Origin of the sequence: Bordetella trematum (assembly GCF_900078335.1) — a bacterium.
GTDB lineage: Bacteria > Pseudomonadota > Gammaproteobacteria > Burkholderiales > Burkholderiaceae_B > Bordetella > Bordetella trematum.
On record NZ_FKBR01000012.1, the window covers coordinates 63,413 to 87,648 of the forward strand.

A 24,236-nucleotide genomic window follows, 5' to 3' on the forward strand; every position below is an offset into this window, starting at 1 on the left:
AACGGGGCAGGCTGCGCTCTTGCGAACGCAGCCCGCCCCGCCCTCACCCGCGCCGGATCAACGCATGGTGATGGTGGTATTGACCGAGCGGCCGTGCGCCGACCAGCGCGCCGTCACCGTCTTGGTCTGGGTCCAGAACTGCACTGCCTGCTTGCCGTTGGGGCCCAGGTCGCCCAGCTTGGAGGCGCGCGAACCCGTAAAGCTGAACCAGGCGACCGGCACAGGGATCGGAATATTGATGCCGATCTGGCCGACGTCGATGTTGTTCTGGAAGTAGCGCGCCGCGCCACCGTCCTGGGTGAACAGCGCCACGCCGTTGCCGTTGGGGTTGCGGTTGATGAAGGCGACCGCGTCCTCCAGCGTGTCCACACCCACCACGCACAGCACCGGGCCGAACACTTCTTCCTGGTAGATGGTCATCGACTGCGTCACGCCGTCGAAAATCGTCGGGCCCACGAAGTTGCCGTCGGCATAGCCTTCCACTTTGACGCCGCGGCCGTCCAGCAGCAGCTTGGCGCCCTCGTCCACGCCTTGCTGGATGAGGCTCTCGACGCGCTTGCGCGCATTGGGCGACACCAGCGGGCCGAGATCGGCCTGACGGTCCGTGCCGGCATTGACCTTGAGCTTCTTGGCGCGCTCGACGAAATCCGGCAGCCAATTGCGGGCCTCGCCCACCAGCACCGCCACCGACGTCGCCATGCAGCGCTGACCGGCAGCGCCGAAGGCTGCGCCCACCAGCTGATTCAGGGCGACTTCCGGATCGGCGTCCGGCAAGATGACGCAGTGGTTCTTGGCGCCCATCATCGACTGGCAGCGCTTGCCTGCCTTGGAGGCGCGCTCATAGATTTCCGTACCTACGCGGGTCGAACCGATGAAGGACACGGCCTTGATGTCGGGATGCTCGCACAGGCCATTGGCGATGTCCGGGCCGCCATGCACCACGTTCAGCACACCCGGCGGCAGGCCGGCTTCCAGAGCCAGTTCGGCAAGGTAAAGCGAGGCAGTGGGGTCTTGCTCGGAGGGCTTGAGCACGAAGGTGTTGCCGCAAGCCACTGCGATGGGGAACATGAAGCAAGGCAGCATCACGGGGAAGTTGAAGGCCGTGATGCCGGCGCACACGCCCAGGGGCTGGATCAGCGTGTAAACGTCGATGCCGGAAGCGGCATTCTCGGCATACTCGCCCAGTTGCAGGCTGACCATGGAGCAGGCGTGCTCGACCACTTCCAGGCCGCGGCCGACTTCGCCCTCGGCGTCCGGCAGGGTCTTGCCGTGCTCGCGGGTGATCATCTCCGCCAACTTGGTGGTGTTCTCGCGCAGCAGTTGCTGAAACTTCAGCATGACGCGCATGCGCTGGCCCTGGCCGGCGTTACGCCAGGTCTGGAAGGCCTCCTGGGCGTTGGCTACCGCCAGATCCAACTCTTCGCGCGTGGCGAACGGCACCTGGGCCACCACTTCCTGCGTGGCCGGATTGATGACATCACGCCACTGCGTGGTCTTGGACTGCACCAGCTTGCCGCCGATCAGCAACGGAACGCGGGGGACTTCACTCATTGCTTGCTCCTCATACTGCCAGGGAAAGCGGCCGCAAGGCCGCATGTTTCAAAAGAAAATCAGGGTTTGACCAACGGGCAGGTCGAGTCCGCCAGCGGCTGGAATGCTTCCTCGGCCGGGATCGTCGCCACCAGCTTGGAGTAGTCCCAGCCGCCCTTCGAATCGGCCGGCTTTTTGACTTCGTACAGATACATATCGTGGATCACCCGACCATCCGGGCGGATGGAGGCATTACGCATGATCGGGTCCTTGATGGGCAGCTCGCGCATCTTGTCGGCCACGACCTTGCCTTCGGTGCTGCCCGTGGCGGCGACCGCGCGCAGATAGTGCAGCACGCTGGAATACACGCCCGCCTGCGTCATGGTCGGCTTCAGCCCGCGGAAAGCCTTCTCGAAGCGATCCGACCACTGGCGCGTGTCGTCGTCATAATCCCAATAAAAGCCGTCGACGTACGACAGGCCCTGGGCATTGTCCAGGCCCAACGCGCGCAGATCCGACAGGAAGATCAGCAGCGATACCAGGCGTTGCCCGCCATCGACCACGCCGAACTCGCGCGCCTGCTTGACCGCGTTGACCGTATCCTGCCCGCCGTTGGCCAGGGCCACGACCTGGGCCTTGGAGCTTTGCGCCTGCAGCAGGTAGGAAGCGAAATCCGGAGCATTCAGGGGGTGGCGCACGCCACCGTTGACCTTGCCGCCCAGCGCCTGCACCGCCTTGGCGGTATCGGCCTCCAGCGAATGGCCAAAGGCATAGTCCACCGTGATGAAGTACCACGACTTGCCGCCGTCGCGCACAGTCGCCTTGGCGCCGCCTGCAGACTGCGAATAGGTGTCGAACATCCAGTGAAAGCCGACGGGCGAGCAGTCTTTATTGGTCAGGGCGGTCGTGGCCGGCCCCGAGAACAGCACGACCTTGTCCTTCTCGCGTGCGATGCCCTGCACCGCCAGCGCCACCGCCGAGTTGGTCAGGTCGGCAATCGCCGAGACACCATCGCGGTCGAACCACTCACGGGCGCGCGCCGCGCCCACGTCAGCCTTGTTCTGGTTGTCGGCCGACACCAGCTCGATCTTCATGCCCTTGCACTCGGCAGCCAGGCAGTCGTCGATGGCAAGCTGGGCTGCCGCCACCGACCCCGGACCGCCCATGGCGGCATAGTTACCAGACATATCGGTCAGGACGCCGATCTTCACCACCGGCTTGTCGGCGGCCAAGGCCTGCCCGACCAGCAAGGCGCCCAGACACAGGCCTGCGGCCGTTCCGCGTGCACGCAATTTCATGAGCTTGTCTCCTGTCATTTTTTTGGACCTCCTGCCGCTGGAGCCGCAGTGGTGAACCTAGTGTAGATGTGTGAAAATCAACAAGCAACGACACGAATGCACATGGATTGTGCATAAATAAACAAGGACAGCCCCATGCCGGCGCCAACGGCACAAAGGGCCGGGAGACTCCATGCTGGACTGGGACAGCCTGCGTTATTTTCTGGAAGTCGCACGCAGCCAGCGCGTAAGCGCCGCCGCCCGCACACTGGGGGTGGAACACACCACCGTGGCACGCCGCGTGCGTGCCCTCGAAGCCGAGCTGGGCAGCCTGCTGTTCGAGAAATCCCGCAGCGCCGGCTTCGTCCTGACCGAGGACGGCCAGCGCCTGCTGGTCTATGCCGAACAGCTGGAAAGCACCATTCACACGGCCCGGGAAAGCCTCTCCGGTATCGGCCAGGCGCTTTCGGGTCATATCCGGGTCGGGGCCACCGAGGGCTTCGGCAGCTACGTGGTCACGCCCCTGGCGGCAGACTTCCAGCGCCGCTACCCCCACATCACTCTGGACATCCTGCCTGTGCCGCGCTTTGTCAGCCTGTCCAAGCGCGAAGCCGACCTGGCCATCACCATCGAGCGGCCGCAACGCGGCCCCTACGTCTGCAGCCGGTTGTGCGACTACACCTTGCGGCTCTACGGCACGCGGCAATATCTGGAGCGCCACCCGCCCATCCGCGAACGCGCCGACCTGGCCGGCCACAGTTTCATTGGATATGTAGACGAGCTGCTCTTCAGCGAACGCCTTCGCTATCTGGAAGACCTGCTGCCCAACAGCCGTGTCGTGCTGCGCAGCACCAGCGTCGTGGCGCAGTACCATGCGGCACTGCAGGGCCAGTCACTGGCGATCCTGCCCGGTTTCATTGCCGCGCAGGATCCCCGCCTGGTCCCGGTGCTGGGCGACGAGCTCAGCATCACACGCAGCTTCTGGATGTACTGCCACGAAGATCTCTATCGCCTCAAGCGCGTGAGTCTCCTGTGGGATTTCATGCGCGAGGCGGCCGAACGCAACCGCGCGCTGCTTGCCGGGGCCAGCGGCCAGTTGCTGACCGACCCCGGCTGAGTCGACGCCCTCAGGCCGCCTGAGGGCTGCGCGGCGGCGCCTTCACGCGCAGGCGGCGATAGAGCAGCCAGCCCGTCAGGGCGAGCACCAGCGCATGGATGAGCCACACCCCCACCCCGAACGGCAGCTTGCCGCTGCTGATCCAGGCGCGCGAAAGATTGATCAGATTCATATAGAGCAGGCCCACCAGGCCTGCGATCAGCAGATCGCCGGAACGCCCCAGCCGTGGATTGACCGCGCCCAGCGGCACCGCCAGCAAGGCAAGGTTGAGCGCCGCCAGCGGCATGGAAATACGCCACATGACCTGCGACCAGGAGCTATTGGTATTGTCTTCCATCAGTTGCAGGGTGGAGCGCGCCTTGCTTGAGCGCTCGGCGGCCGCCCGCGCCTCGCCGATGGGGTCCTCGCCCGCCTTGCTCTCCAGGCGCATGCCATACTGATCGAAGGTGGTCACGCGCAGCTCCGGCGTACCCGGCTTCAGATCGTAGCGATGCCCGCCCGACAGCACCAGGAAGCGGTCGCCATTGGGCAGGGTCTCGCCACGCGCGCTGTTGGCCGTGAGCACGCTGAGCCACTCCGGATCGATGGCACGCGCAAACACCGCCCCCAACTCATCGCCCGGCTCGGTGGGGTCTTCGGCGAAGAACACGCGATCGCCACGCCCGGATTCGACAAACTGGCCGGCCGCGACCTTGGACAGATCGGAACGCTGTTCAAAGCGCTCGCGATACTCGCCGATCTGACGATAGGCCCAGGGCGAAGCCACCAGCGTCAGCCCCGCGACCATCAGGGCCACCGGCACCGCCACGCGCAGCACCGGGCGCAGCCAGTCGGCCAGCGACAGGCCGCTGGCAAACCACACCACCATTTCCGATTCGCGATAATTGCGCGTGACCGTGGTCAGCACCGCGATGAACAGCGCCACCGCCAGAATCGTGGGCAAGGCGGTGATCGTGGAGAAGGCCGCCAGGCCGAACACCACATCGGCGCCGATGCTGCCGCCTGCCGCTTCGCCCAACAGGCGCACCAGCAGAACACTCAGCCAGACGACGACGAGCGTAGAAAACACCACGCCGGCGTGACTGGTAATCTCGCTGACGACAGACCGTTTGAATAGAGACATGGGAGAATATGCGGGATAATCGACCGCATCGTTCGACGCACTCGGGAAATCTTCATGGAATTTAGCACACAGACCACCGCTTCCCTGCATCAACTCAAGACGGCGGCGCTGGCCGTGGGCGTTTACGCCGACGGCGTACTGAGCCCGGCCGCTGAATTGATCGACCGCGCCAGCAACGGCGCCCTGCAAAGCGTCATCAAAACCGAGTTCCGCGCCCGTCTGGGCGCCACTCTGGTACTGCGCGCGCTGCCGGGCGTCACCGCCCAGCGCGTGGTTCTGGTCGGCCTGGGCAAACAGGCCGAGTATTCTACCCGCGCGCATGCCAGCGCCGAGCAGGCCTTCGCCAACTATTGCGCCGGCGCCCAGCTCGCCGAAGGCGTGTCCACGCTGGCGGCACTGCCCATCGAGCACAGCACCATCCGTGACCGCGCCCGCGCTGCGGCCATCGCCGCCGGCCAGGCCACCTACTACTATGACGCCACGGTCGGCAAGACCGAGCGCGACGCACGGCCCAAGCTCAAGAAGATCACCCAGATCGTCGATCGCGCCGAAACCGCGCAGGCCCAGCTCGGCCTGCGCGAAGGCACGGCCATCAGCAACGGCATGGAGCTGACCCGCACGCTGGGCAACCTGCCGGGCAACATCTGCACGCCCACCTATCTGGGCGAGACAGCCCGCAAGCTGGCACGCAACTACAAGACCCTGATCAAAGCCGAAGTCCTCGACCGCAAACAGGTCGAAGCCCTGGGCATGGGCTCCTTCCTTTCGGTGGCGCGCGGCTCCGACGAACCGCTGCGCTTCATCGTGCTGCGCTACAACGGCAAGACCGCTACGGCCAAGAAGGCCAAGGACAACGGCCCGATCGTGCTGGTGGGCAAGGGCATCACCTTCGATGCCGGCGGCATTTCGCTCAAGCCCGCCGCCACCATGGACGAAATGAAATACGACATGTGCGGCGCGGCCAGCGTGATGGGCACCTTCCGTGCCCTGGCCGAATTGGCGCCCGCCCTGGATGTGGTGGGTCTGATCCCGGCCTGCGAGAACCTGCCCAGCGGCAAGGCCAACAAACCCGGTGACGTGGTCACCAGCATGTCCGGCCAGACCATCGAGATCCTCAACACCGACGCCGAAGGCCGCCTGGTGCTGTGCGACGCCCTCACCTATGCCGAGCGCTTCAAGCCCTCCGCCGTGATCGACATCGCCACCCTGACCGGCGCTTGCGTGGTGGCCCTGGGCAGTGTCAATTCCGGCCTGTTCTCCACGGATGACACGCTGGCCGAGGCGCTGCTGGCCGCCGGCCGCCAGACCCAGGACACCGCCTGGCGCATGCCTCTCGAAGACGCCTACCAGGATCAGTTGAAATCCAACTTCGCCGATATCGCCAATATCGGCAGCCCGGGCGCCGGCGCAGTCACGGCAGCCTGCTTCCTGTCGCGCTTCACCAAGGCCTATCCCTGGGCGCACCTGGACATCGCCGGCACGGCCTGGCGTGGCGGCAAGGACAAAGGCGCCACCGGCCGCCCGGTCCCGCTGCTGATGCAATACCTGCTCAATCAGGCCAATTGAGGCCGGCGCCGTCCGCATGACCCGGATCGATTTTGCCTTCGGCGCCCCGGATCGCCTGCGGGCGGCCTGCCAGACCGCCCAAAAGCGCTACCTGGCGGGCCAGCGACTGGTGGTGTACTGCACCGACGTCAATCGCCTGTCGGCCTTTGACCGGCTGCTGTGGGCCTTTGACGACAGCACCTTCGTGCCGCATGTCTCGGCGCGCGATCCGCTCGCCGCCGAGACGCCCATCCTGCTGACGGCAGCCGATCCCGGCCAGGCGCTGACGCTTGCCCCACAGGCCTGGCTGCTCAACCTGGACGACGCCTGTCCGCCGAACTACGATGGCTACCTCCGCGTGCTGGAAGTCGTCTCGGCTCAGGAAGCCGACAAGGCCGCCGCCCGCGTACGCTGGCGCGACTACGTCGCGGCCGGCCATAGCCCGCACAGCCACGATCTCAGCCGCAGCGCCTGACCCGCCCATTCATGTCCTCCCCCTACCCCGACTCCGGCATCCCAACCCTGACACAACGTGCCGAGCTGCCGACGCAGCCGCCCGGCCCTCCTCCTGCGGCCACGCCGGAGGTCCCTGCGCCAGTGCTTCGCGCCCTGTTGCATGCCGAGCTGGAGCAAGTCATCGAACAGGCCGTCGCCGACATGCGCGCGCGCCTGGAGGCCGAGCTGCCCGGCATCGTCGAGCGCGTACTGCAACGTACCCGCCCTGGATGAAAACCCTGCCCCCAAAACTGGATTTTTCAGGGAACCGTCAGTTATTCTTGCGTTCTAAGCTATTTGGGCAACCCTTTGCCACTCAGGAGTTCACATGAGCGAATACCGCCCCTCCCCCTTTGACCGCTCCGGCCCCCTGGCCGGCGCGCCGGGCGAAGTCGTCCGGAACAAGGTTCTACGCAACACCTACTGGCTGCTCGCCCTGTCGCTGATCCCGACGGTGCTCGGCGCCGCCGTGGGCCTGAATACCGGCCTGAACAAGATCATGGGCGCCAGCCCCGGCATGTCGGCCATCGTGTTCCTGGCCGGCGCCTTCGGCCTGATGTTCGCCATCGAGAAAAACAAGAACAACTCGATGGGCGTCGTGCTTCTGCTGGCCTTCACATTCTTCATGGGTGTGATGCTCTCGCGACTGCTGGGCTTCGTGCTCGGCATGAGCAACGGTTCGCAACTGGTGATGACCGCCTTCGGTGGCACCGCCGTGGTGTTCGGCACCATGGCCACCCTGGCCAGCACCATCAAGCGTGATCTTTCCAGCATGCAGAAATGGCTGTTCACCGGCGCCGTGGTGATCATCCTGGCCGCCCTGGCCAACATCTTCCTGCAGATGCCGGCCCTCATGCTGACCATCTCCGTGCTGGCCGTGGTGATCTTCTCGGCCTTCATGCTGGTGGACCTGCAGCGCGTGGTCAATGGCGGCGAAACCAACTACGTGTCCGCCACCCTGGCCATCTACCTGGACGTCTACAACGTCTTCTCCAACCTGCTGATGCTGCTGGGGATTTTCGGCGGCAACCGCGACTGAGCGACGCGCACGCCCGCAAGCCGGGGCCATCCCGCCCCGGCCTCAAGAGCCGCCCGCCAACGGGCGGCTTTTTTGCTCCCGAAGCACCGGCTGACATGAACTCCGGGGGCACGAGCGCCGGCACAGCCGCGGCGACGGGCCGTGCAAGGCACTGCGGAAGATCATGCCGGGAAAAGGGCTGAAATGCGGCCCCACTCAGAGGCGCTGCAACTCCATCAGCACACGACGGGTAGACAGAGGCCGACCCACCAGTTGCGCTTCAAGCCGCTGGCGCAGATCGCGCCGCAAGGCGGGTTCGATCCGGGCATCCTCGAAGTCCGGTTCGTCTTCATCCAGGCCATAACCCGTCTCGCGCAACAGCACCCACTCGAAGCGGCGCAAGGCGCCGGCCGCACGCGAGCCGCCCGCCAGCTGTTGCAATGCCGTCTCGTAGGCGTCAAACAGCACCGGGTGCGCATCCTCGCGAGGCAGCAGCCGCAACAACAGTTCGTTCATGTACCAGGCGGACATGAGGGCGGCGCCGCCCAGCCGGTGCACGCCGGCCACTTCGGCCCGGGTGAGCGTCTTGACCTCGCCACCGCCGCTCCAGGACATCAGAATGGGCTGAAAGGCCGACAGTACCGGCCTGAGGGTGGAGTAAGGGCGCTTGGCCCCCTTGGCCACCAGGGCCACGCAACCGTGATCGCGCGAGAATCCCTGCACGATGAGGGAAGTCTCGCGCCAGGCCGTCGCATGCAGCATATAGGCCCGGTTGTCATGCACGCGCTGGGCGCGTTTACTCATTGTGCTTACTCATAGCCCAGGTCGCGCAGGGCGCTTTCGCGCTCTGACCAACCCTTGCGCACCTTGATGTAGACCTCCAGGTGCACAGGCTTGTCCAGCAGCTTGGCGATATCCTGGCGCGCCTCGGTGGCAATGCGTTTCATGTGCTGGCCGCCCGCGCCCAACAGGATGGGCCGATGGCTTTCACGCTCGACCACCACGCAGGCGGCGATGCGCACGCCCCTTTCGTTCTCTTCCCATTGCTCGATCACGACCGTACAGCCATAGGGGAGCTCGTCGCCCACCAGGCGGAAGATCTTCTCGCGCACCAGCTCGGCGGCGATGAAGCGCATCGGCCGATCGGTCAACGCATCCTCTTCGAACATCGGTTCGCCTTCGGGAAGGCGCTGGGCGATCTCATCGAGCAGCTGATCCAGCTGATGGTTCTTGGTGGCGCTCACCGGCACCACGGCGCCGTACTGATGCTGCGCCATGATCTTGGCCACGAAGGGAAAAAGATCATCGCGGTGCTTCAGGGCATCGATCTTGCTGATCGCAAGAATGGTGCGCTCGGGCTTGGGCAGCAGCGGCAGCAGCTTGGCATCGCCTTCCGACCATTTCCCGGCCTCGACCACATGCACCACCACGTCGACATCGGCCAGCGCCTGCGTCACGACGCGGTTCATCATGCGATTCATCGCGCCGCCATGACGGGTCTGGAACCCGGGCGTATCGACGAAGACGAACTGCTCGTGCTCGCGCGTCAACACCCCGTGGATGCGATGACGCGTCGTCTGCGCCTTGCGCGAGACGATCGAAATCTTGGAACCGATCAAGGCGTTGGTCAGGGTGGACTTGCCCACATTGGGGCGCCCCACGATGGCGACGAAGCCGGTGCGGAACGGTTGAGTACTCATTTCACCTCTTGAGCCACTGCCACAGGCAGCGACAGTTGTGCGGTCTTGCGTCCGCGGGCGGGTTTGCGTGCCACGCGGGGGTTGACGGCCTGCACCGCCTCCAGCACCAGCTTGGCGGCGGATTGCTCGGCGGCGCGGCGGCTTGCGCCGGCAGCCGTCACCTTGATTTCGAGCGCCGGGATGGCGCACTCGACTTCGAACTGCTGGCTATGGGCCGCGCCATGGGTGGCGACCACCGTATAGACGGGCAACGCCATCTTGCGTCCCTGCAGGAACTCCTGCAACAGGGTCTTGGCGTCCTTGCCCAGCGTTTGCAGGTCGACGCTGGCCAGCACCGGCTCGTACTGGCGTTCGATGACGTGACGCGCAGCCGCAAAGCCGGCATCGAGAAAGACACCGCCAAACAGCGCTTCAACGGCATCGGCCAGGATCGACGGGCGGCGAAAACCGCCGCTTTTGAGCTCCCCCTCGCCCAGGCGAAGCACCGGCGAGAGATCCAGGCGCTGAGCGATATCCGCCAACGACGCCTGTTTCACGAGATTGGCGCGCACCCGCGACAGATCTCCTTCATCCAGCTCCGGATAACGCTCGTAAAGCATGGCGGCCACGACGAAATTCAGCACCGAGTCCCCCAGGAACTCCAAGCGCTCGTTGTGGTGGGCGCCATGACTGCGATGCGTCAGCGCCTGTTCGAGCAGGGCCTGGTCATGGAATTGATGACCCAGGCGGGTTTCCAGCTTGGCTAGGGACATGGGCTATCAGTGAAAACGGCCAATACGGCTCAAATCGCCAAAGTTCATCCAGATGAAGAACGCCTTGCCCACGACATTGCTGTCGGGCACGAAGCCCCAGTAGCGGCTGTCCGCGCTGTTGTCACGGTTGTCGCCCATGACGAAATACTGGCCTTCGGGCACTTTGCAGCGTACTCCATTACGGACGTACTGACAGTTATTGAAGTCAGGAAATTTCCAGATCGGGCCGATTTCCTGGTACTTATTCTCATCGAGCAGGATTTTGTGCTCGATTTTTCCTAGTTTTTCCTTGTACTGGGCAGTATAGGAAACCCGGTCAGGCTCGAAGTAATCGCCGTCGCGCTGGTGCGGCACCAGTTCACCGTTGATATAGAGCTTCTTGTCGAGATAGGCCACCTCATCGCCCGGCAGGCCGACCACGCGCTTGATGTAGTCGATGTCAGGGTCCACCGGGTAGCGGAACACCATCACATCGCCGCGCTCAGGCGCGCCCGTGGGAATCACCTTCTTGTCGATGACCGGCAGGCGGATGCCATAGCTGAACTTGTTCACCAGAATCAGGTCGCCCGACTGCAGCGTCGGCAGCATGGAACCCGACGGGATGCGAAACGGCTCGACCACGAAGGAACGCAGCACGAACACGAACAGGATCACCGGGAAGAAGCTCACGCCATACTCGATCCACCAGGGCACCCTGGTCGCGCTGGCGACCGCCTCCTGGCGCATCCGCTCGGCCGCCTCCGGGTCCTCGATGCCGGCCGCCCTCACCCGCTCGACCGCTTCCTGCGCACGCTGGCGGCGCGCCTTGCGCCAGACCAGCACATCGAGCGTCCAGATGACGCCCGTCACCACCAACAGTACAAAAAGAATGAGGGCAAAATTCCAGCTCATGGGTTCTATGGCCTATTCGGTTGCTACTTGTCTTCGACCTGCAGAATGGCGAGAAAGGCTTCCTGGGGTATTTCCACCGTCCCCACCTGCTTCATGCGTTTCTTGCCAGCCTTCTGCTTTTCGAGCAGTTTCTTCTTGCGCGAGATATCGCCGCCATAGCACTTGGCCAGCACGTTCTTGCGCAGGGCCTTGACGTTCTCGCGCGCGATCACCTCCGCGCCGATGGCGGCCTGGATCGCCACGTCATACATCTGGCGCGGAATCAGGGTGCGCATGCGCGCCACCACTTCACGCGCACGGTAACGGGCGTTGCTGCGGTGAGCAATCATGGCCAGGGCGTCGACGCGGTCGCCGTTGATCAGCAAGTCCACCTTGACCACGTCGGCAGAGCGGTTCTCCAGAAACTCGTAGTCCATCGAGGCATAGCCGCGCGAGACCGACTTCAGGCGGTCGAAGAAATCCAGCACGATCTCGGCCAGCGGAATCTCGTAGACCAGGTGCACCTGGCGGCCGTGATAAGTCATGTTGATCTGGTTGCCGCGCTTGTTGTTGCACAGCGTCATGACCGGGCCGACGTACTCCTGCGGCATGAACAGCGTCACCTTGACGATGGGCTCGCGAATGTCGTTGATCTTGCCCACTTCGGGCATGCGCGAAGGGCTTTCGACCGTCAGGACCGTGCCATCGCGTTGCTCGACCTCATAAACCACCGACGGCGCGGTGGTGATGATGTCCATGTCGAATTCGCGTTCCAGGCGCTCCTGCACGATTTCCATGTGCAGCAGACCGAGAAAGCCGCAACGAAAGCCGAAGCCCAGCGCCTGCGACACCTCGGGCTCGAACATCAGCGCGGCGTCGTTGAGCTTGAGCTTCTCCAGCGAATCGCGCAATTGATCGTATTCCGAGCTCTCGACCGGATACAGGCCGGCGAACACCTGCGGCTGCACCTCCTTGAAACCGGGCAGCGGCTTGCTGGCGGGCTTGCCGGCCAGCGTGATGGTATCGCCCACCTTGGCGTGTTCGAGTTCCTTGATGCCGGTGATCACAAACCCGACTTCGCCGGCCGACAACTGGGTACGGGCCTGCGACTTCGGCGTGAACACCCCGATCTGCTCGCACAGATGGGTGGCGCCGGAGGCCATCAGCTGGATCTTGTCCTTGGGGCGCAGAACGCCGTTGACGATGCGCACCAGCATGACCACGCCGACATAGTTGTCGAACCAGGAGTCGATGATCAGGGCCTGCAGGGGCGCGTCCACCTCGCCCACGGGCGGCGGCACGCGCGCGACAACCGTCTCCAGGATCTCATCGATGCCCATCCCCGTCTTGGCGCTGGCGCGGATGGCCTGAGTGGCGTCGATGCCGATGACGTCTTCGACTTCCTGGGCAGCGGCTTCCGGATCCGCCTGCGGCAGATCCATCTTGTTCAGTACCGGCAAGACCTCGACGCCCAGGTCGATGGCGGTATAACAGTTGGCGACGGTCTGGGCCTCGACGCCCTGGGAAGCATCCACCACCAGCAAGGCGCCTTCACAGGCCGACAGCGAGCGGCTGACCTCATACGAGAAGTCCACGTGCCCCGGCGTATCGATGAGGTTGAGGTTGTAGACCTTGCCGTCCTGGGCCGTGTACTGCAGGGCCGCAGTCTGCGCCTTGATCGTGATGCCGCGCTCGCGCTCGATGTCCATCGAGTCCAGCACCTGCGCCGACATTTCTCGAGCCGCCAGGCCGCCGCAACGCTGAATGAGGCGGTCGGCCAACGTCGACTTGCCGTGGTCGATGTGGGCAATGATGGAAAAGTTACGGATATGCTGCATAGAAGAAATTATAAAAGGGACGTAGCAAACCGGAATCGCGAACCGCCAGCCAGGACCCCAGGGCACGCCCGCCCGGAGTCATCATCGCGAAAAATCCTTGCCGGGCCGGTGCCCGGCAGACTTGGGCGTCCGGGGCAGCATCGAGCCAAAACAAGAAGGGGCGCCATGCGCCCCCTCTTGCGGCAACCAGCCATTTTAGCCGGTCTTGGCGCTTATTTGCTGGCAGGACGCAAGGCGAGCCACTGCGTCTGGTCGCCACGACGCACCAGCAGGGCCACGGTCTTGGCCTTGTCCAGCTTGCCGACCACCTTGGCGAACTGCGCCGCATCGGTGATGTCGGTATCGTTGACCGCCAACACGATGTCGCCTGGCTGCAGCCCGGCAGAGCCTGCCAGACCTTCGGCCACGCGCACTTCCACCCCGCCTTCGATGCGCAACTTGCTCTTGACGTCAGCCGGGACGTTGACCACGCTCAGTCCGAGGTGATTGTCCACCGCCGGCGCCTTCTCCGAACCGCCCTTGGCGCTGGCGGTGGTTTCAGCCTTCATCTCGCCGACCTTGACCGAAAGCGTCACGTCGCGGCCACGGCGCCAGACCTCCAGCTTGCCGTCGGTGCCCGGCTTGGCCTGGCCCACCAGACGAGGCAGATCCGACCAGCGCTTGATGGCCTGGCCATTGAACTTCAGGATCACGTCGCCCGGCTGCACGCCGGCCTTCTCGGCCGGCCCCTCGTGCTCGACATTGCTCACCAGCGCGCCTTCGGCACGCGGCAGCCCGATCGCTTCGGCAATGTCCTTGTTGACCTCGCCGATCTGCACACCGATGCGGCCACGCGTGACCTTGCCGTCCGCGCGCAACTGCTTGACCACACGCATCGCTTCATCGATCGGGATGGCCAGCGAAATGCCCATGAAACCACCGCTGCGCGAGATGATCTGCGAGTTGATGCCCACCACCTGGCCTTGCATGTTCAGCAGCGGGCCGCCCGAGTTGCCGGGGTTGACCGCCACATCCGTCTGGATGAAAGGCAGGTACTCGCCCGTATCGCGGCCGATGGCGCTGACGATACCGGAGGTGACCGTGGACTCCAGGCCGAAGGGCGAGCCGATGGCCAGCACCCACTGCCCCTTCTTCAACTTGGTGTCATCGCCAATAGGCAGCGCCACCATGTCCTTGGCGTCGATCTTGATCAGCGCGACATCGGTACGCTCATCCGAACCGATGACCTTGGCCTTGAACTCACGGCCATCGGTCAGCGTGACATAGATGTCGGTAGCATCGCTGATCACATGATGGTTGGTGAGAATGTAGCCATCGGCCGAAATGAAGAAGCCCGAACCCACGCCACGCGGCACGGTGCGCTCTTCAGGCTGGCCCTGCGGGCCGGGGCGACGAGGGCCCTGCCCCGGCGCCATGCCCGGCGGCTGCATGTCGGGACCGAAGAACCAGCGGAACAACTCATAGGGGTCGCCCGGACCATTCGGGCCACCGCGCACCGGGACGGTCGCCGTGGTGCGGATATTGACCACGGCCGGCTCGGCCATCTCGACGATGCCGGTGAAATCGGGCAGCGCACTGGTGGCGACGGGCGGGTTTTCCTGCGCCATCAGGGGCGCTTGCGATACTGCAAGTGCCGACCCGAGAAGCAGGGCGGCACACAAACGTCGGAGTGCAAAATTCGACGGTTCGGTTTTTTTCATACGACAGCTCCGTTATGACCCCAAACACCCGCCCGCAGGATTCTTTTTAATGGGATGCCGATTCGGGCACGTACTCGGTCGCTTCGGCCAGACTTTCCAACGTCGCAGCCGGTACTTCGCCCAGGACAGTCATCCAGTAGTCCGCGATACGGGAACCATAGATATTGATAGCACCCCGCTGGCCAAGGCCGGCGGGCGGATGCTGATGGCGAGCCCCGTCATAGGGTTCGATGAAGACGGATATCGCCGCCAACCCATCTGACAGCACCAACTGACTAACCGTTCCCTTATTCATCTTTCTTGACACTTCTTTAACCGGCAGGAAACCGCTGGGGGCAGGAATGCGCCAGCCCTGAGCGGCCAGGTCGACCGGTTGCATATCAGACTCGATGACATCCCAATCGCGTGTATTCCAGCGCGAACTCAACTGCGAGGCATCGACATCGCTGCCCACGCGCAATGAGGTAAAGGAAACCTGCTCGACCACGCCGCGGCTGCCATCGACGGTCTGCGCCTTGAGCAGCAGATTGGTGTCCACGTCGGCGCAGATGCGGTAGCCATAGCGTTTGTCATCCAGCGGCTCGATCGAGATGAGCCGGCACTCGCGATCGGCCACACGATGCAGACGGGGCTCCTCGCGAACCGTGTAGTACTCCATCAGGTGCTTGGGATCGCCCAGCAACAGCCCCGGGAAGCGGTCGCCGCGGCGGCGCTCCAGCAACACGGTCTTGCGGTCGGGGATCAGACACTGGACATCCTCGTTGTGCCTCAGGTATTCGCGCGGCTGGCCGTCGAGAATCTGCAGGCGCTCGCGCTCGCCGGTGCCGTCAACGACATGGACCAGCCGCGACGACTGGATCGAGTCGCCCTGCTGATACATGAAGACGCCCGAATAGTCCTGGCTGCGGGCAGCCTGCTGGATATCGGTCAGCAACTGCACCGGATCCTTGACCGGGGCTGCGCTCTGCGCGCGTGCACTCGAGTCCCAGACCAGAAACCCGCACAGCATCATCGCCATGAGGCCCCACTGGCGCTGCCGCCAGGCCTGGCGCTCACGCCCGCGCATAGACTGCCTACGGACCATCAGCGCACTCCGGTTTCAAACGAAACCTGACGCACGGCACTCGGGCCGGCCATCTGGCGATGCGCTTCCAGGTAATCGCCCAGGCCGCGTTCATCGCGACTGGCATCGGCCAGTATGGGAGCCGATACGGTATCCGTACTGCCGAGATAAGGTTGCGCCACCCAGGCCACCGTGGCAACGGCCGCCGCGACGGCCAGGCTGGACAGCCCCAGGCGCAGCGGCGAGCGCCGCTTGGGCGCGGCCACAATCGGCAACTCCGCATCCAGGGCGCGCGACAGGCGTGCCTGGAAGCCTTCCGACGGCTCGATCACGAGATCGCTGCTGCGCAGCGCGTCTCCGATCAGGTGATAGGTATCCCAGGCCTTGCGGCCCGGCTCGGATACCAGTTCGTTGATGAAGTCATCCGATCCTTCGCCATCCATCCAGGCGGAAACCAACTCCTCGAATGAGGCTTCGGCGATCACAGACTTGGCTGCTGTTTGCATGACTGCCACTCCTTACCAGCGACGCTCGGCATCGGTGTCAAGCAGGGGACGCAACCGGGTGGCAATCGCTTCGCGTGCGCGGAAAATCCGCGAGCGAACGGTGCCAATGGGGCAGTCCATGCTTTGGGCGATGTCTTCGTAACTCATACCTTCAATTTCACGCAGGACGATAGCCGTGCGCAACTCCTCGGGCAACTCCGCGATGGCTGCGTTCACGGTTTCGGCGATTTCGCGGCTGGCGAACTCGGCTTCCGGCGTGCTTATATCGGTTAGGTTGTCAGTTTCGTTAAAAGTTTCACCATCTTCGGTTTCAATTGCATTGGGCGCGCTCGGCCGGCGCCCGGACGAGGCCAGCCAATTGCGTGCCGTATTGATGGCGATACGATAAAGCCAGGTATAGAAGGCGCTTTCGCCCCGGAACTGGGGCAAGGCCCGGTAGGCCTTGATAAAGGCCTCTTGCGCCACGTCCTCGATCTCGGACGGGTCGCGGATCATCCTCGCCAACAGGCGCAGGATCTTGCGCTGGTACTTGAGCACCAGCAGGTCGAAGGCTTTCTTGTCGCCTCGCTGCACGCGAGCGACAAGCTCGGCGTCGACATCGCGTTCGCTCATGACGCCCCTCTGCGATATGCCGCTTTGCACCCGGCGACCCGCGCAATCACGCGCAGGCGACGCCAATGGTCCGGTGCCAAGTTTGTGGCCCAGACGGTGCAGCTGATCTTGCTGTTTGTAACACAGTCCCGCGTTGCGGGCTCAAATGACAAGGCCATATAGCCTTTGTGCGCCTGCGCACGGCGCAAGCTGACGGCCTGCCAGCCGCCCGACAGGCGGGCCTGCCAGCAGGCCGGATCCGGATGCACGCGCAGCGCCCGGACCGGGCGCTGCCCGGATAGCGACAGCAGGCCGGCCGGCAGCAAGGCCCAGCCCCAGGCGGGCGCGGCCAGCGTCGCGGCCGCAGCCAACAGGCTCACACCCACCCTGGGCCAGCCTGCGTCTGCCGCCAAGCCGGCAGGCACCTCGAACTGCCACGCCCTTTCCTGCCGGCAGCGTCGCAAGGTCAAACCCGGCGTACAGCCATGGAGCCGTTGGTACCGCCGAAGCCGAACGAGTTGGACAGCGCCACATCGATCTTCATGGGCCGGGCTTGATTGGCGCAGTAGTCCAGATCGCACTCGGGATCTTGATTGAAGATATTGATCGTGGGAGGCGAGATCTGGTTGTACACCGCCAGCGTGGTGAACACCGCCTCGATGCCGCCGGCCGCGCCCAACAGGTGACCCGTCATGGACTTGGTGGAGTTGACCACCAGTTTGCGCGCATGGTCGCCAAAGGCAGCCTTGAGCGCATCGGTCTCGTTCTTGTCGCCCAGCGGCGTGGACGTCCCGTGAGCATTGACGTAATCGACCTCGTCGAGGTTGATGCCGCCATTGCGCAGGGCGTTGATGACGCCGCGACGCGGACCGTCCATGTCGGGAGCGGTGATGTGGTGGGCGTCCGAGCTCATGCCGTAGCCGCAGAACTCGCCATAGATGCGCGCGCCGCGCTTCTTGGCGTGTTCATACTCTTCGAGCACCAGCACGCCGGCGCCTTCGCCCAGCACGAAACCATCGCGATCGATATCCCACGGGCGCGAAGCGGTCTGGGGATCATCGTTGCGCGTGGAAAGCGCGCGCATGGCGGCGAAACCGCCGATACCCAGCGGCGACACCGTCGATTCGGCGCCGCCGGCCACCATCACGTCCGCATCGCCGTATTCGATCAGGCGGGCTGCGTCACCGATGCTGTGCAAGCCGGTGGTACACGCCGACACCACGGCGTAACTCGGGCCCTTGAGCCCGTACATGATGGACAGATGGCCGGAAATCAGGTTGATCAACGAACCCGGCACGAAGAACGGAGAAATCCGGCGCGGGCCCTTGGCCAGCAGCTCGGTCTGCGTCTCTTCGATACGCGGCAGGCCGCCAATCCCGGAGCCGATGATCACGCCGATGCGATCGGCATTTTCCTCGGTCACTTCCAGGCCGCAATCACGCCACGCCTGCACGCCGGCAGCCAGGCCGTAATGGATGAAAGTATCCATCTGGCGGGCTTCTTTGGGCGACAGGTACTGGCCGATATCGAAATCCTTGACCTCGCCAGCAATATGGGAGTTCAAGGCCGACGGATCGAATCGCGTGATACGGCCAATGCCAGAACGTCCGTTGACGATATTGTCCCAAGCGGTGGCCACATCGTTGCCCACGGGGGATACGATGCCCAAGCCGGTGATGACGACACGTCGCTTCACGGATGACTCCTCAAACAGACAAAATAAAGGCGGTTTTTGGCCAGCCCTGCTGGTCTCGCGCGCCGGGAAACTGCCAGCCTATCCGGCTGGCAGCAACCCCCGCGCGGGATGCAAGGCAATACCCAAAACCGCCCTGACTCCCGACGTCGAATGACGCGGGATTTAGGCTTGTACAGATTACTGCTTGCCGTGCGAATTGATGTAGTCAATCGCTTGTTGCACGGTCGTGATCTTTTCGGCCTCTTCGTCGGGGATCTCGGTCTCGAATTCGTCTTCGAGGGCCATGACCAGCTCGACCATGTCGAGCGAATCGGCACCGAGGTCGTCAAGGAAGGAGGACTCGTTCTTGATCTCGGCTTCGTTCACGCCAAGTTGTTCAGCGACGATCTTCTTGACGCGCTGTTCGATGCTTTCCATGCAGATCTCCAATTGGGAAAAATCCCGCGAATTATAGCCAAGCGCAGAGCAATGCAAACGCCTGGCCGTGAGAAAAATAACATTCGCCTTCGTACGCCAGGCTGGCCTGGCAGCAGCGTCTTGCGGACGACTGCGGACACACGAAGAGACGATGCCACAAGCACACTGCGCACCAGCCCGGGGGCCGGACCGCGCAATGCAAGTTATTGCATGTACATCCCGCCGTTCACGTGCAGGGTCGTACCTGTAATGTAACCCGCCGCAGGGCTGGCCAGAAAGCCGACCGCATTGGCGATATCTTCCGGTTGGCCGAGACGACCTGCCGGAATTTGCTGCAAAAGCGCAGTGGTCTGGGCTTCACCCAGCACACGGGTCATATCGGTATCGATAAAGCCCGGTGCCACGCAGTTTACCGTGATATTGCGGCTGCCCAACTCACGCGCCAGGGCGCGCGACATCCCGGCCACGCCTGCCTTGGCGGCAGCGTAGTTGGCCTGCCCAGCGTTGCCGGCCGAACCAATCACCGAAGTGATGTTGATGATACGACCCCAACGGGCCTTCATCATGGGGCGCATCGCAGCACGCGCCAGGCGGAACACGGCGCTCAGATTGGCGTCGATCACGTCGCTCCAATCCTCGTCTTTCAGGCGCATGGCGAGCATGTCACGCGTGATGCCGGCATTGTTGACCAGGATATGGGGACCGCCTTCCTTGGCAAGCGCCTCGATCAGGGCCTCGACAGCCGGCGCGTCCGTCACGTTGAGGACCACGCCACGACCGCCGCTGGCGGCCAGCGTCTCGTTGATGGCTGCCGCGCCGGCCTCGGACGTAGCCGTGCCGACCACGGTGGCACCGCGTGCAGCCAACTCCAGGGCGATCGCACGGCCAATGCCACGCGTGGCGCCGGTGACCAGCGCGATCTTGCCTTCCAGGTCTTTCGTCGTCTGTTCCATGCTCAATTTCCCTTGATGGTGGCCAGCGCCGCTTCCAGCGAGGCCGGATCGGTCACAGCGAGCCCGGTCAGCTCGGAATCGATGCGCTTGGTCAAGCCGGTGAGCACCTTGCCCGGGCCAAACTCGATGACATGGGTCACGCCGGCGGCTTTCATGCGCTGGAGGGTTTCCACCCAGCGCACGGCATGCCATGCCTGGCGCACAAGCGCGTCACGGATGGCATCCGGATCGGTCTGCTCGGCCACATCGACGTTGTTGATGACCGCCACTTCGGGCGACTTCAATGCGATACCCGCCAGCGCGCCGGCCAGCACCTCGGCAGCCGGCTTGAGCAGGCTGGAGTGAAACGGAGCCGAAACCGGCAGCAGCAGCGCGCGTTTGGCGCCGGCGGCCTTGGCCGCCTCACAGGCGCGCTCGACCGCGGCCTTGTGGCCCGCGATCACCACCTGGGCGGGCGCATTGAAATTGACGGCTTCCACGACATCGCCCTGGGCCGCCTGCGCGCAGGCTGCACGCACGGCGTCATCGTCCAGGCCCAGCACAGCAGCCATGGCACCCGTGCCGACGGGCACGGCAGCCTGCATGGCGTCGGCGCGAATGCGCACCAGCGGCACGGCGTCTTCAAGCGCCAGCGCACCGGCCGCGGTCAGCGCGGCATACTCACCCAGGCTGTGGCCGGCCATGACGGCCGGCATCGGGCCGCCGGCCGCGCGCCAGGCAGCAAAACAGGCCACGCCGGCGGCCAGCATGGCTGGCTGCGTATTCGTCGTGAGATTGAGTTGATCCGCCGGCCCCTGCGCGATCAGGGCGGTCAGGTCCTGGCCGAGCGCAGCGCTGGCGCGGCCGAGGACATCGGCCACGGCGGCGTTGCCAGCCCAGCTGTCCATCATGCCGACGGATTGCGATCCTTGGCCAGGAAAAACAAATGCGAGTTTCATGGTGGTCCGTATCTCTCTTGGTTGATGCGACGGGCGGCAAGCCGCCCGCCCTGCATCACATGCGGGCCAGTACCGAGCCCCAGGTGAAGCCGCCGCCGACACCCTGCATCAGCACGTGCTGGCCGGGCTTGATGCGCCCGTCGCGCCGCGCGACATCCAGCGCCAGCGGAACGCTGGCTGCCGAAGTGTTGGCATGCTTATCCACCGTCATGACGACACGCTCGACGGGGACGCCAAGCTTGCGAGCCAGGAAATTGAGGATGCGCACGTTGGCCTGGTGAGGCACCAGCCAATCGATCTGATCGATCGTCATGCCGACCTCGGCGCAAACATCGCGAGCCGAACGATCCAGCACCGTAACGGCCTGCTTGAACACGGCCTGCCCGTCCATGCGCAGGAAGGGATCCCCCGTCACTGCGCCGTAAGCGACGTTGCCCGCCGCACACAGGATTTTGGTCAAGCTGCCGTCGGCATGCAAGTTGGCCGCCAGAATACCGGGCTCATCGGCCGCCTTGATGATCACGGCACCCGCACCGTCGCCGAACAGCACGCAGGTGCTGCGGTCGTTCCAGTCGAGGATGCTGGAGAAGACTTCGGCGCCGATCACCAGCGCACAACGCGCACGGCCGGCACGCACGAAGCTGTCCGCCGTGGTCAGCCCGTAGGCAAACCCGCTACAGACAGCCTGCACATCGAAGGCCGCGCCGCCCTTGGCGCCGAGATTGGCCTGCACCAGACAAGCGGTGCTGGGGAAAACGAAATCGGGCGTGGACGTCGCCACGATGATCAGATCGAGATCCTGCGGCCCGACGCCCGCGTCGGCCATCGCGCGGCGCGCCGCCTCGGTGGCCAGCACACTGGTGGTCACCCCGCGCTCGGCGAGGTGGCGTTGGCGGATGCCAGTGCGCTCGATGATCCACTCATCCGACGTCTCGATGCCGCGCGTGGCCAATTCCTCGGCCAACGCATCATTGGAGACGACCCGCTCGGGCAGAAAACTGCCCGTTCCCGCGATCACGGAGTATTTCATTGCCTTGTTCATCAAACGGAGCCCCCCACCGCAGCCTTGGCCACAGCGGCATCATCCAGCGGCTCGCGCTGGGTGATCTGAGCCATGGTTTGCGCGGTGCGGTCCAGCAATTTACTGAGCACGGCCTCGCGCGCGCGCTGCAAAGCAAAGCCATAGGCGTAGCTGTCGGCCGAGCCATGGCTTTTGATCACAACGCCGCGCAGACCCAGCAACGCGGCGCCGTTATAGCGCCGGTTGTCCACGCGTTTGCGCAGACGCTTGAGCACCGGCGTGGCAGCCAGGCCCAGCAGCAAAGTCAGGAAATTGCGCTTGAATTCTTCGCGGATGACGCTCGAGAGCATCTTGGCCAGCCCTTCGACCGATTTCAGCACCACATTGCCGACGAAGCCGTCGCAGACGACCACATCGACCGTGCCTTTGAAAATATCGTCGCCTTCCACGTTGCCGTAGAAATTGAGCGGGCTGGCGCGCAGCAGTTCGGCAGCCTCTTTGACCACCTCATTGCCCTTGATGACCTCTTCGCCGATATTGAGCAGACCGACCGTCGGGCGCTCGGGGCGGTCGATGGCTTGCGCCAAGGCCGCGCCCATGATGGCGAACTGCAGCAGATGCTCTGCCGTGCAGTCGACATTGGCACCGAGATCGAGAACCGTCGTGGCCCCACCAGTCTGATTGGGAATGGCGGTCGCGATCGCCGGGCGATCGATGCCGTCCAGCGTCTTGAGCACATAACGAGAGATCGCCATCCAGGCGCCGGTATTGCCTGCCGACACGCAAGCGTCGGCGCGACCGTCCTTGACGGCCTGGGCAGCCAGCCGCATGGATGAATCTTTCTTACGGCGCAACGCCACCTCCACGGGGTCGTCCATGGAGACGACCTCGGAGGCAGCAACGATCTCGAGGCGATCACGCGGCACCGAACGATGTTCGGCCAGGGCGGCCTCTATCGCGTCGGGCAACCCGACCAGCAACAGCCGGGTATCCGGGAATTGCCGGGCGAACTCGAGCGCGGCCGGAATGGTGACGGGCAGACCGTAGTCCCCGCCCATGCAGTCTATAGCGATGCGTATCACGGGTGCCAGGCCAGCCTTCAGCCGAAACGGTCCGGGTTACGAGTTCGGCCCGGGGGCCTTATTCGTCAGCCTTGGTCTTCAGGACCTTGCGGCCACGGTAGAAACCGTTGGGGCTGATGTGGTGACGCAGATGCGTCTCGCCCGTGTTGGGCTCGATAGCCGTCGGCGGGTTCACCAGAAAGTCGTGCGAACGATGCATGCCGCGCTTGGACGGGGATTTCTTGTTTTGTTGAACAGCCATGATGACTCCTAGAAACGGGCCGCATTGTACGCCAATGCCGCCCGAGTTGATTTCAATTCTTGCGTTTCAGTTGCTCCAGCACCGCGAACGGCGATGGACGCTTGCTTTCTTCAGCCGGCGTATCGGCATCCGAAACGGCCTTTTGCTCCGCATGACCCGGGCAGACTTCATGCCGGGGCACATACGGAATGCTCAAGATGAGCTCATCCTCGATCTGGGCCAGCAGATCGAAACGATGCGAACCCACGACCTTCTCAGGCACATCGGTCGCAAAATCCAAACCTTCTTCCTGGGCTTCCTGCAAGTCAGCCAGGTCATCGTCCAGGTCGTCTTCCGACTCGACCAGCTGCAATACGGCAGTGCTGTCGACCGGATAGACAAAGGGCTCGCCACAACGCTGGCAAACCAGCACCGGCGTTGCCGCCACGTGCAAATTCAGCAACGGCTGGCCTGAGATCACGGCACCGGTCTTGCCCGTGCCGCGCCCGATTTCGCCCCGCACGCTCCAGCGGAGCATCCCGGCGTCACCGGCGCCCTGCTCGGGCAACCCATCCATGAAACGCACCAGCCGCGTCAACGGGATCTCCCCGTGCGCCTCGGAACCCTGACGGGCCATGGCGAAAGCGTCAACAGCCATGGCGCCCGATGGATCCATGTTCTTGCCAGTCATTTCGCCTCTCCTGCCCCGAATCCCGGGCTTGCGCCCAACCATGCAACCACAACCGGCTGCCGCCCGACGCCCCGAACTACCCTGCACTTTCGG

26 protein-coding genes are annotated in these 24,236 nt (G+C 64.1%); 5 read left to right on the forward strand and 21 right to left on the reverse strand.

All coding sequences use genetic code 11. From position 1 onward, the window contains the following. Positions 1-57: 57 nt before the first annotated feature. Both A7V84_RS06310 and A7V84_RS06315 read right to left on the reverse strand, forming a co-directional pair. A complete protein-coding gene (locus A7V84_RS06310) occupies positions 58-1,551 on the reverse strand; it encodes a CoA-acylating methylmalonate-semialdehyde dehydrogenase (protein WP_033534211.1) in 1,494 nt (497 codons plus the stop codon). A gap of 59 nt (positions 1,552-1,610) precedes the next feature. Next, the gene (locus tag A7V84_RS06315; RefSeq protein WP_025517880.1) at positions 1,611-2,828 is read right to left on the reverse strand and encodes an ABC transporter substrate-binding protein; all 1,218 of its coding nucleotides are present in this window, start codon (positions 2,826-2,828) and stop codon (positions 1,611-1,613) included. A 172-nt stretch (positions 2,829-3,000) separates the two neighbouring features. Here A7V84_RS06315 and A7V84_RS06320 point away from each other — a divergent pair, with 172 nt between their 5' ends. Further along, on the forward strand, positions 3,001-3,924 hold the full coding sequence (locus A7V84_RS06320) for a LysR family transcriptional regulator (protein WP_025517882.1): 924 nt from the start codon (positions 3,001-3,003) through the stop codon (positions 3,922-3,924). A gap of 10 nt (positions 3,925-3,934) precedes the next feature. Here A7V84_RS06320 and lptF read toward each other — a convergent pair whose 3' ends face one another. Continuing rightward, positions 3,935-5,047, reverse strand: coding sequence for an LPS export ABC transporter permease LptF (gene lptF / locus A7V84_RS06325; RefSeq protein WP_082832988.1), 1,113 nt, complete (start codon positions 5,045-5,047; stop codon positions 3,935-3,937). 54 nt (positions 5,048-5,101) lie between these two features. Between lptF and A7V84_RS06330 the strand changes: the two genes are divergently transcribed. The 4 genes from A7V84_RS06330 (at position 5,102) to A7V84_RS06345 (ending at position 8,126) form a co-directional block, all read left to right on the forward strand. Beyond that, on the forward strand, positions 5,102-6,613 hold the full coding sequence (locus A7V84_RS06330) for a leucyl aminopeptidase (RefSeq protein ID WP_063492044.1): 1,512 nt from the start codon (positions 5,102-5,104) through the stop codon (positions 6,611-6,613). Positions 6,614-6,629: 16 nt separating this feature from the next. Further along, positions 6,630-7,067 (forward strand): DNA polymerase III subunit chi, encoded by a 438-nt coding sequence (locus A7V84_RS06335; protein WP_025517887.1) that lies wholly within the window; start codon positions 6,630-6,632, stop codon positions 7,065-7,067. Between the two features lie 11 nt (positions 7,068-7,078). After that, positions 7,079-7,321, forward strand: coding sequence for a hypothetical protein (locus tag A7V84_RS06340; protein ID WP_025517889.1), 243 nt, complete (start codon positions 7,079-7,081; stop codon positions 7,319-7,321). A gap of 94 nt (positions 7,322-7,415) precedes the next feature. Further along, positions 7,416-8,126 carry a Bax inhibitor-1/YccA family protein gene (locus tag A7V84_RS06345; RefSeq protein ID WP_033534209.1) on the forward strand — a complete coding sequence of 237 codons (711 nt, stop codon included), beginning with the start codon at positions 7,416-7,418 and terminating at the stop codon, positions 8,124-8,126. 195 nt (positions 8,127-8,321) lie between these two features. Here A7V84_RS06345 and recO read toward each other — a convergent pair whose 3' ends face one another. From recO to A7V84_RS06435, 18 genes are all read right to left on the reverse strand, one after another. Next, a complete protein-coding gene (gene recO, locus A7V84_RS06350) occupies positions 8,322-8,909 on the reverse strand; it encodes a DNA repair protein RecO (protein ID WP_025517891.1) in 588 nt (195 codons plus the stop codon). Between the two features lie 5 nt (positions 8,910-8,914). Continuing rightward, on the reverse strand, positions 8,915-9,805 hold the full coding sequence (gene era, locus A7V84_RS06355; protein ID WP_025517892.1) for a GTPase Era: 891 nt from the start codon (positions 9,803-9,805) through the stop codon (positions 8,915-8,917). Then, complete coding sequence (gene rnc / locus A7V84_RS06360; RefSeq protein WP_025517894.1) at positions 9,802-10,557, reverse strand: ribonuclease III; 756 nt, start codon at positions 10,555-10,557, stop codon at positions 9,802-9,804. The genes era and rnc overlap by 4 nt, the downstream gene beginning before the upstream one ends. A gap of 6 nt (positions 10,558-10,563) precedes the next feature. Continuing rightward, positions 10,564-11,448, reverse strand: a complete 885-nt coding sequence (gene lepB / locus A7V84_RS06365; protein WP_025517896.1) for a signal peptidase I — start codon at positions 11,446-11,448, stop codon at positions 10,564-10,566. A 23-nt stretch (positions 11,449-11,471) separates the two neighbouring features. Beyond that, on the reverse strand, positions 11,472-13,265 hold the full coding sequence (gene lepA / locus A7V84_RS06370; RefSeq protein ID WP_025517897.1) for a translation elongation factor 4: 1,794 nt from the start codon (positions 13,263-13,265) through the stop codon (positions 11,472-11,474). 212 nt (positions 13,266-13,477) lie between these two features. After that, positions 13,478-14,965: a DegQ family serine endoprotease gene (locus A7V84_RS06375; RefSeq protein WP_025517899.1), complete on the reverse strand. Its 1,488-nt coding sequence runs from the start codon at positions 14,963-14,965 to the stop codon at positions 13,478-13,480. Between the two features lie 46 nt (positions 14,966-15,011). After that, a complete protein-coding gene (locus A7V84_RS06380) occupies positions 15,012-16,049 on the reverse strand; it encodes a MucB/RseB C-terminal domain-containing protein (RefSeq protein WP_025517901.1) in 1,038 nt (345 codons plus the stop codon). Beyond that, the gene (locus tag A7V84_RS06385; RefSeq protein ID WP_033534208.1) at positions 16,049-16,534 is read right to left on the reverse strand and encodes a sigma-E factor negative regulatory protein; all 486 of its coding nucleotides are present in this window, start codon (positions 16,532-16,534) and stop codon (positions 16,049-16,051) included. Before A7V84_RS06385 ends, A7V84_RS06380 begins: the two co-directional genes overlap by 1 nt. 12 nt (positions 16,535-16,546) lie before the next feature. Beyond that, complete coding sequence (gene rpoE, locus A7V84_RS06390) at positions 16,547-17,146, reverse strand: RNA polymerase sigma factor RpoE (protein ID WP_025517904.1); 600 nt, start codon at positions 17,144-17,146, stop codon at positions 16,547-16,549. Further along, positions 17,143-17,505: a hypothetical protein gene (locus tag A7V84_RS21310; RefSeq protein WP_127070797.1), complete on the reverse strand. Its 363-nt coding sequence runs from the start codon at positions 17,503-17,505 to the stop codon at positions 17,143-17,145. Before A7V84_RS21310 ends, rpoE begins: the two co-directional genes overlap by 4 nt. Before the next feature lie 86 nt (positions 17,506-17,591). Beyond that, entirely contained in the window at positions 17,592-18,821 is a 1,230-nt protein-coding gene (fabF, locus tag A7V84_RS06400; protein ID WP_025517908.1) for a beta-ketoacyl-ACP synthase II, read from the reverse strand. Positions 18,822-18,998: 177 nt separating this feature from the next. Next, positions 18,999-19,238, reverse strand: a complete 240-nt coding sequence (gene acpP / locus A7V84_RS06405) for an acyl carrier protein (protein ID WP_003813816.1) — start codon at positions 19,236-19,238, stop codon at positions 18,999-19,001. 203 nt (positions 19,239-19,441) lie between these two features. After that, the gene (gene fabG / locus A7V84_RS06410) at positions 19,442-20,191 is read right to left on the reverse strand and encodes a 3-oxoacyl-ACP reductase FabG (RefSeq protein ID WP_063492043.1); all 750 of its coding nucleotides are present in this window, start codon (positions 20,189-20,191) and stop codon (positions 19,442-19,444) included. A gap of 2 nt (positions 20,192-20,193) precedes the next feature. Then, on the reverse strand, positions 20,194-21,129 hold the full coding sequence (gene fabD, locus A7V84_RS06415; protein ID WP_025517915.1) for an ACP S-malonyltransferase: 936 nt from the start codon (positions 21,127-21,129) through the stop codon (positions 20,194-20,196). 55 nt (positions 21,130-21,184) lie between these two features. Continuing rightward, positions 21,185-22,171 (reverse strand): beta-ketoacyl-ACP synthase III, encoded by a 987-nt coding sequence (locus A7V84_RS06420; protein WP_025517917.1) that lies wholly within the window; start codon positions 22,169-22,171, stop codon positions 21,185-21,187. Then, on the reverse strand, positions 22,171-23,232 hold the full coding sequence (gene plsX / locus A7V84_RS06425; protein WP_025517919.1) for a phosphate acyltransferase PlsX: 1,062 nt from the start codon (positions 23,230-23,232) through the stop codon (positions 22,171-22,173). Before plsX ends, A7V84_RS06420 begins: the two co-directional genes overlap by 1 nt. Before the next feature lie 58 nt (positions 23,233-23,290). Next, positions 23,291-23,473: a 50S ribosomal protein L32 gene (gene rpmF / locus A7V84_RS06430; protein ID WP_025517921.1), complete on the reverse strand. Its 183-nt coding sequence runs from the start codon at positions 23,471-23,473 to the stop codon at positions 23,291-23,293. Positions 23,474-23,525: 52 nt separating this feature from the next. After that, positions 23,526-24,143, reverse strand: a complete 618-nt coding sequence (locus tag A7V84_RS06435) for a YceD family protein (protein ID WP_025517923.1) — start codon at positions 24,141-24,143, stop codon at positions 23,526-23,528. Between the last annotated feature and the right edge of the window lie 93 nt (positions 24,144-24,236).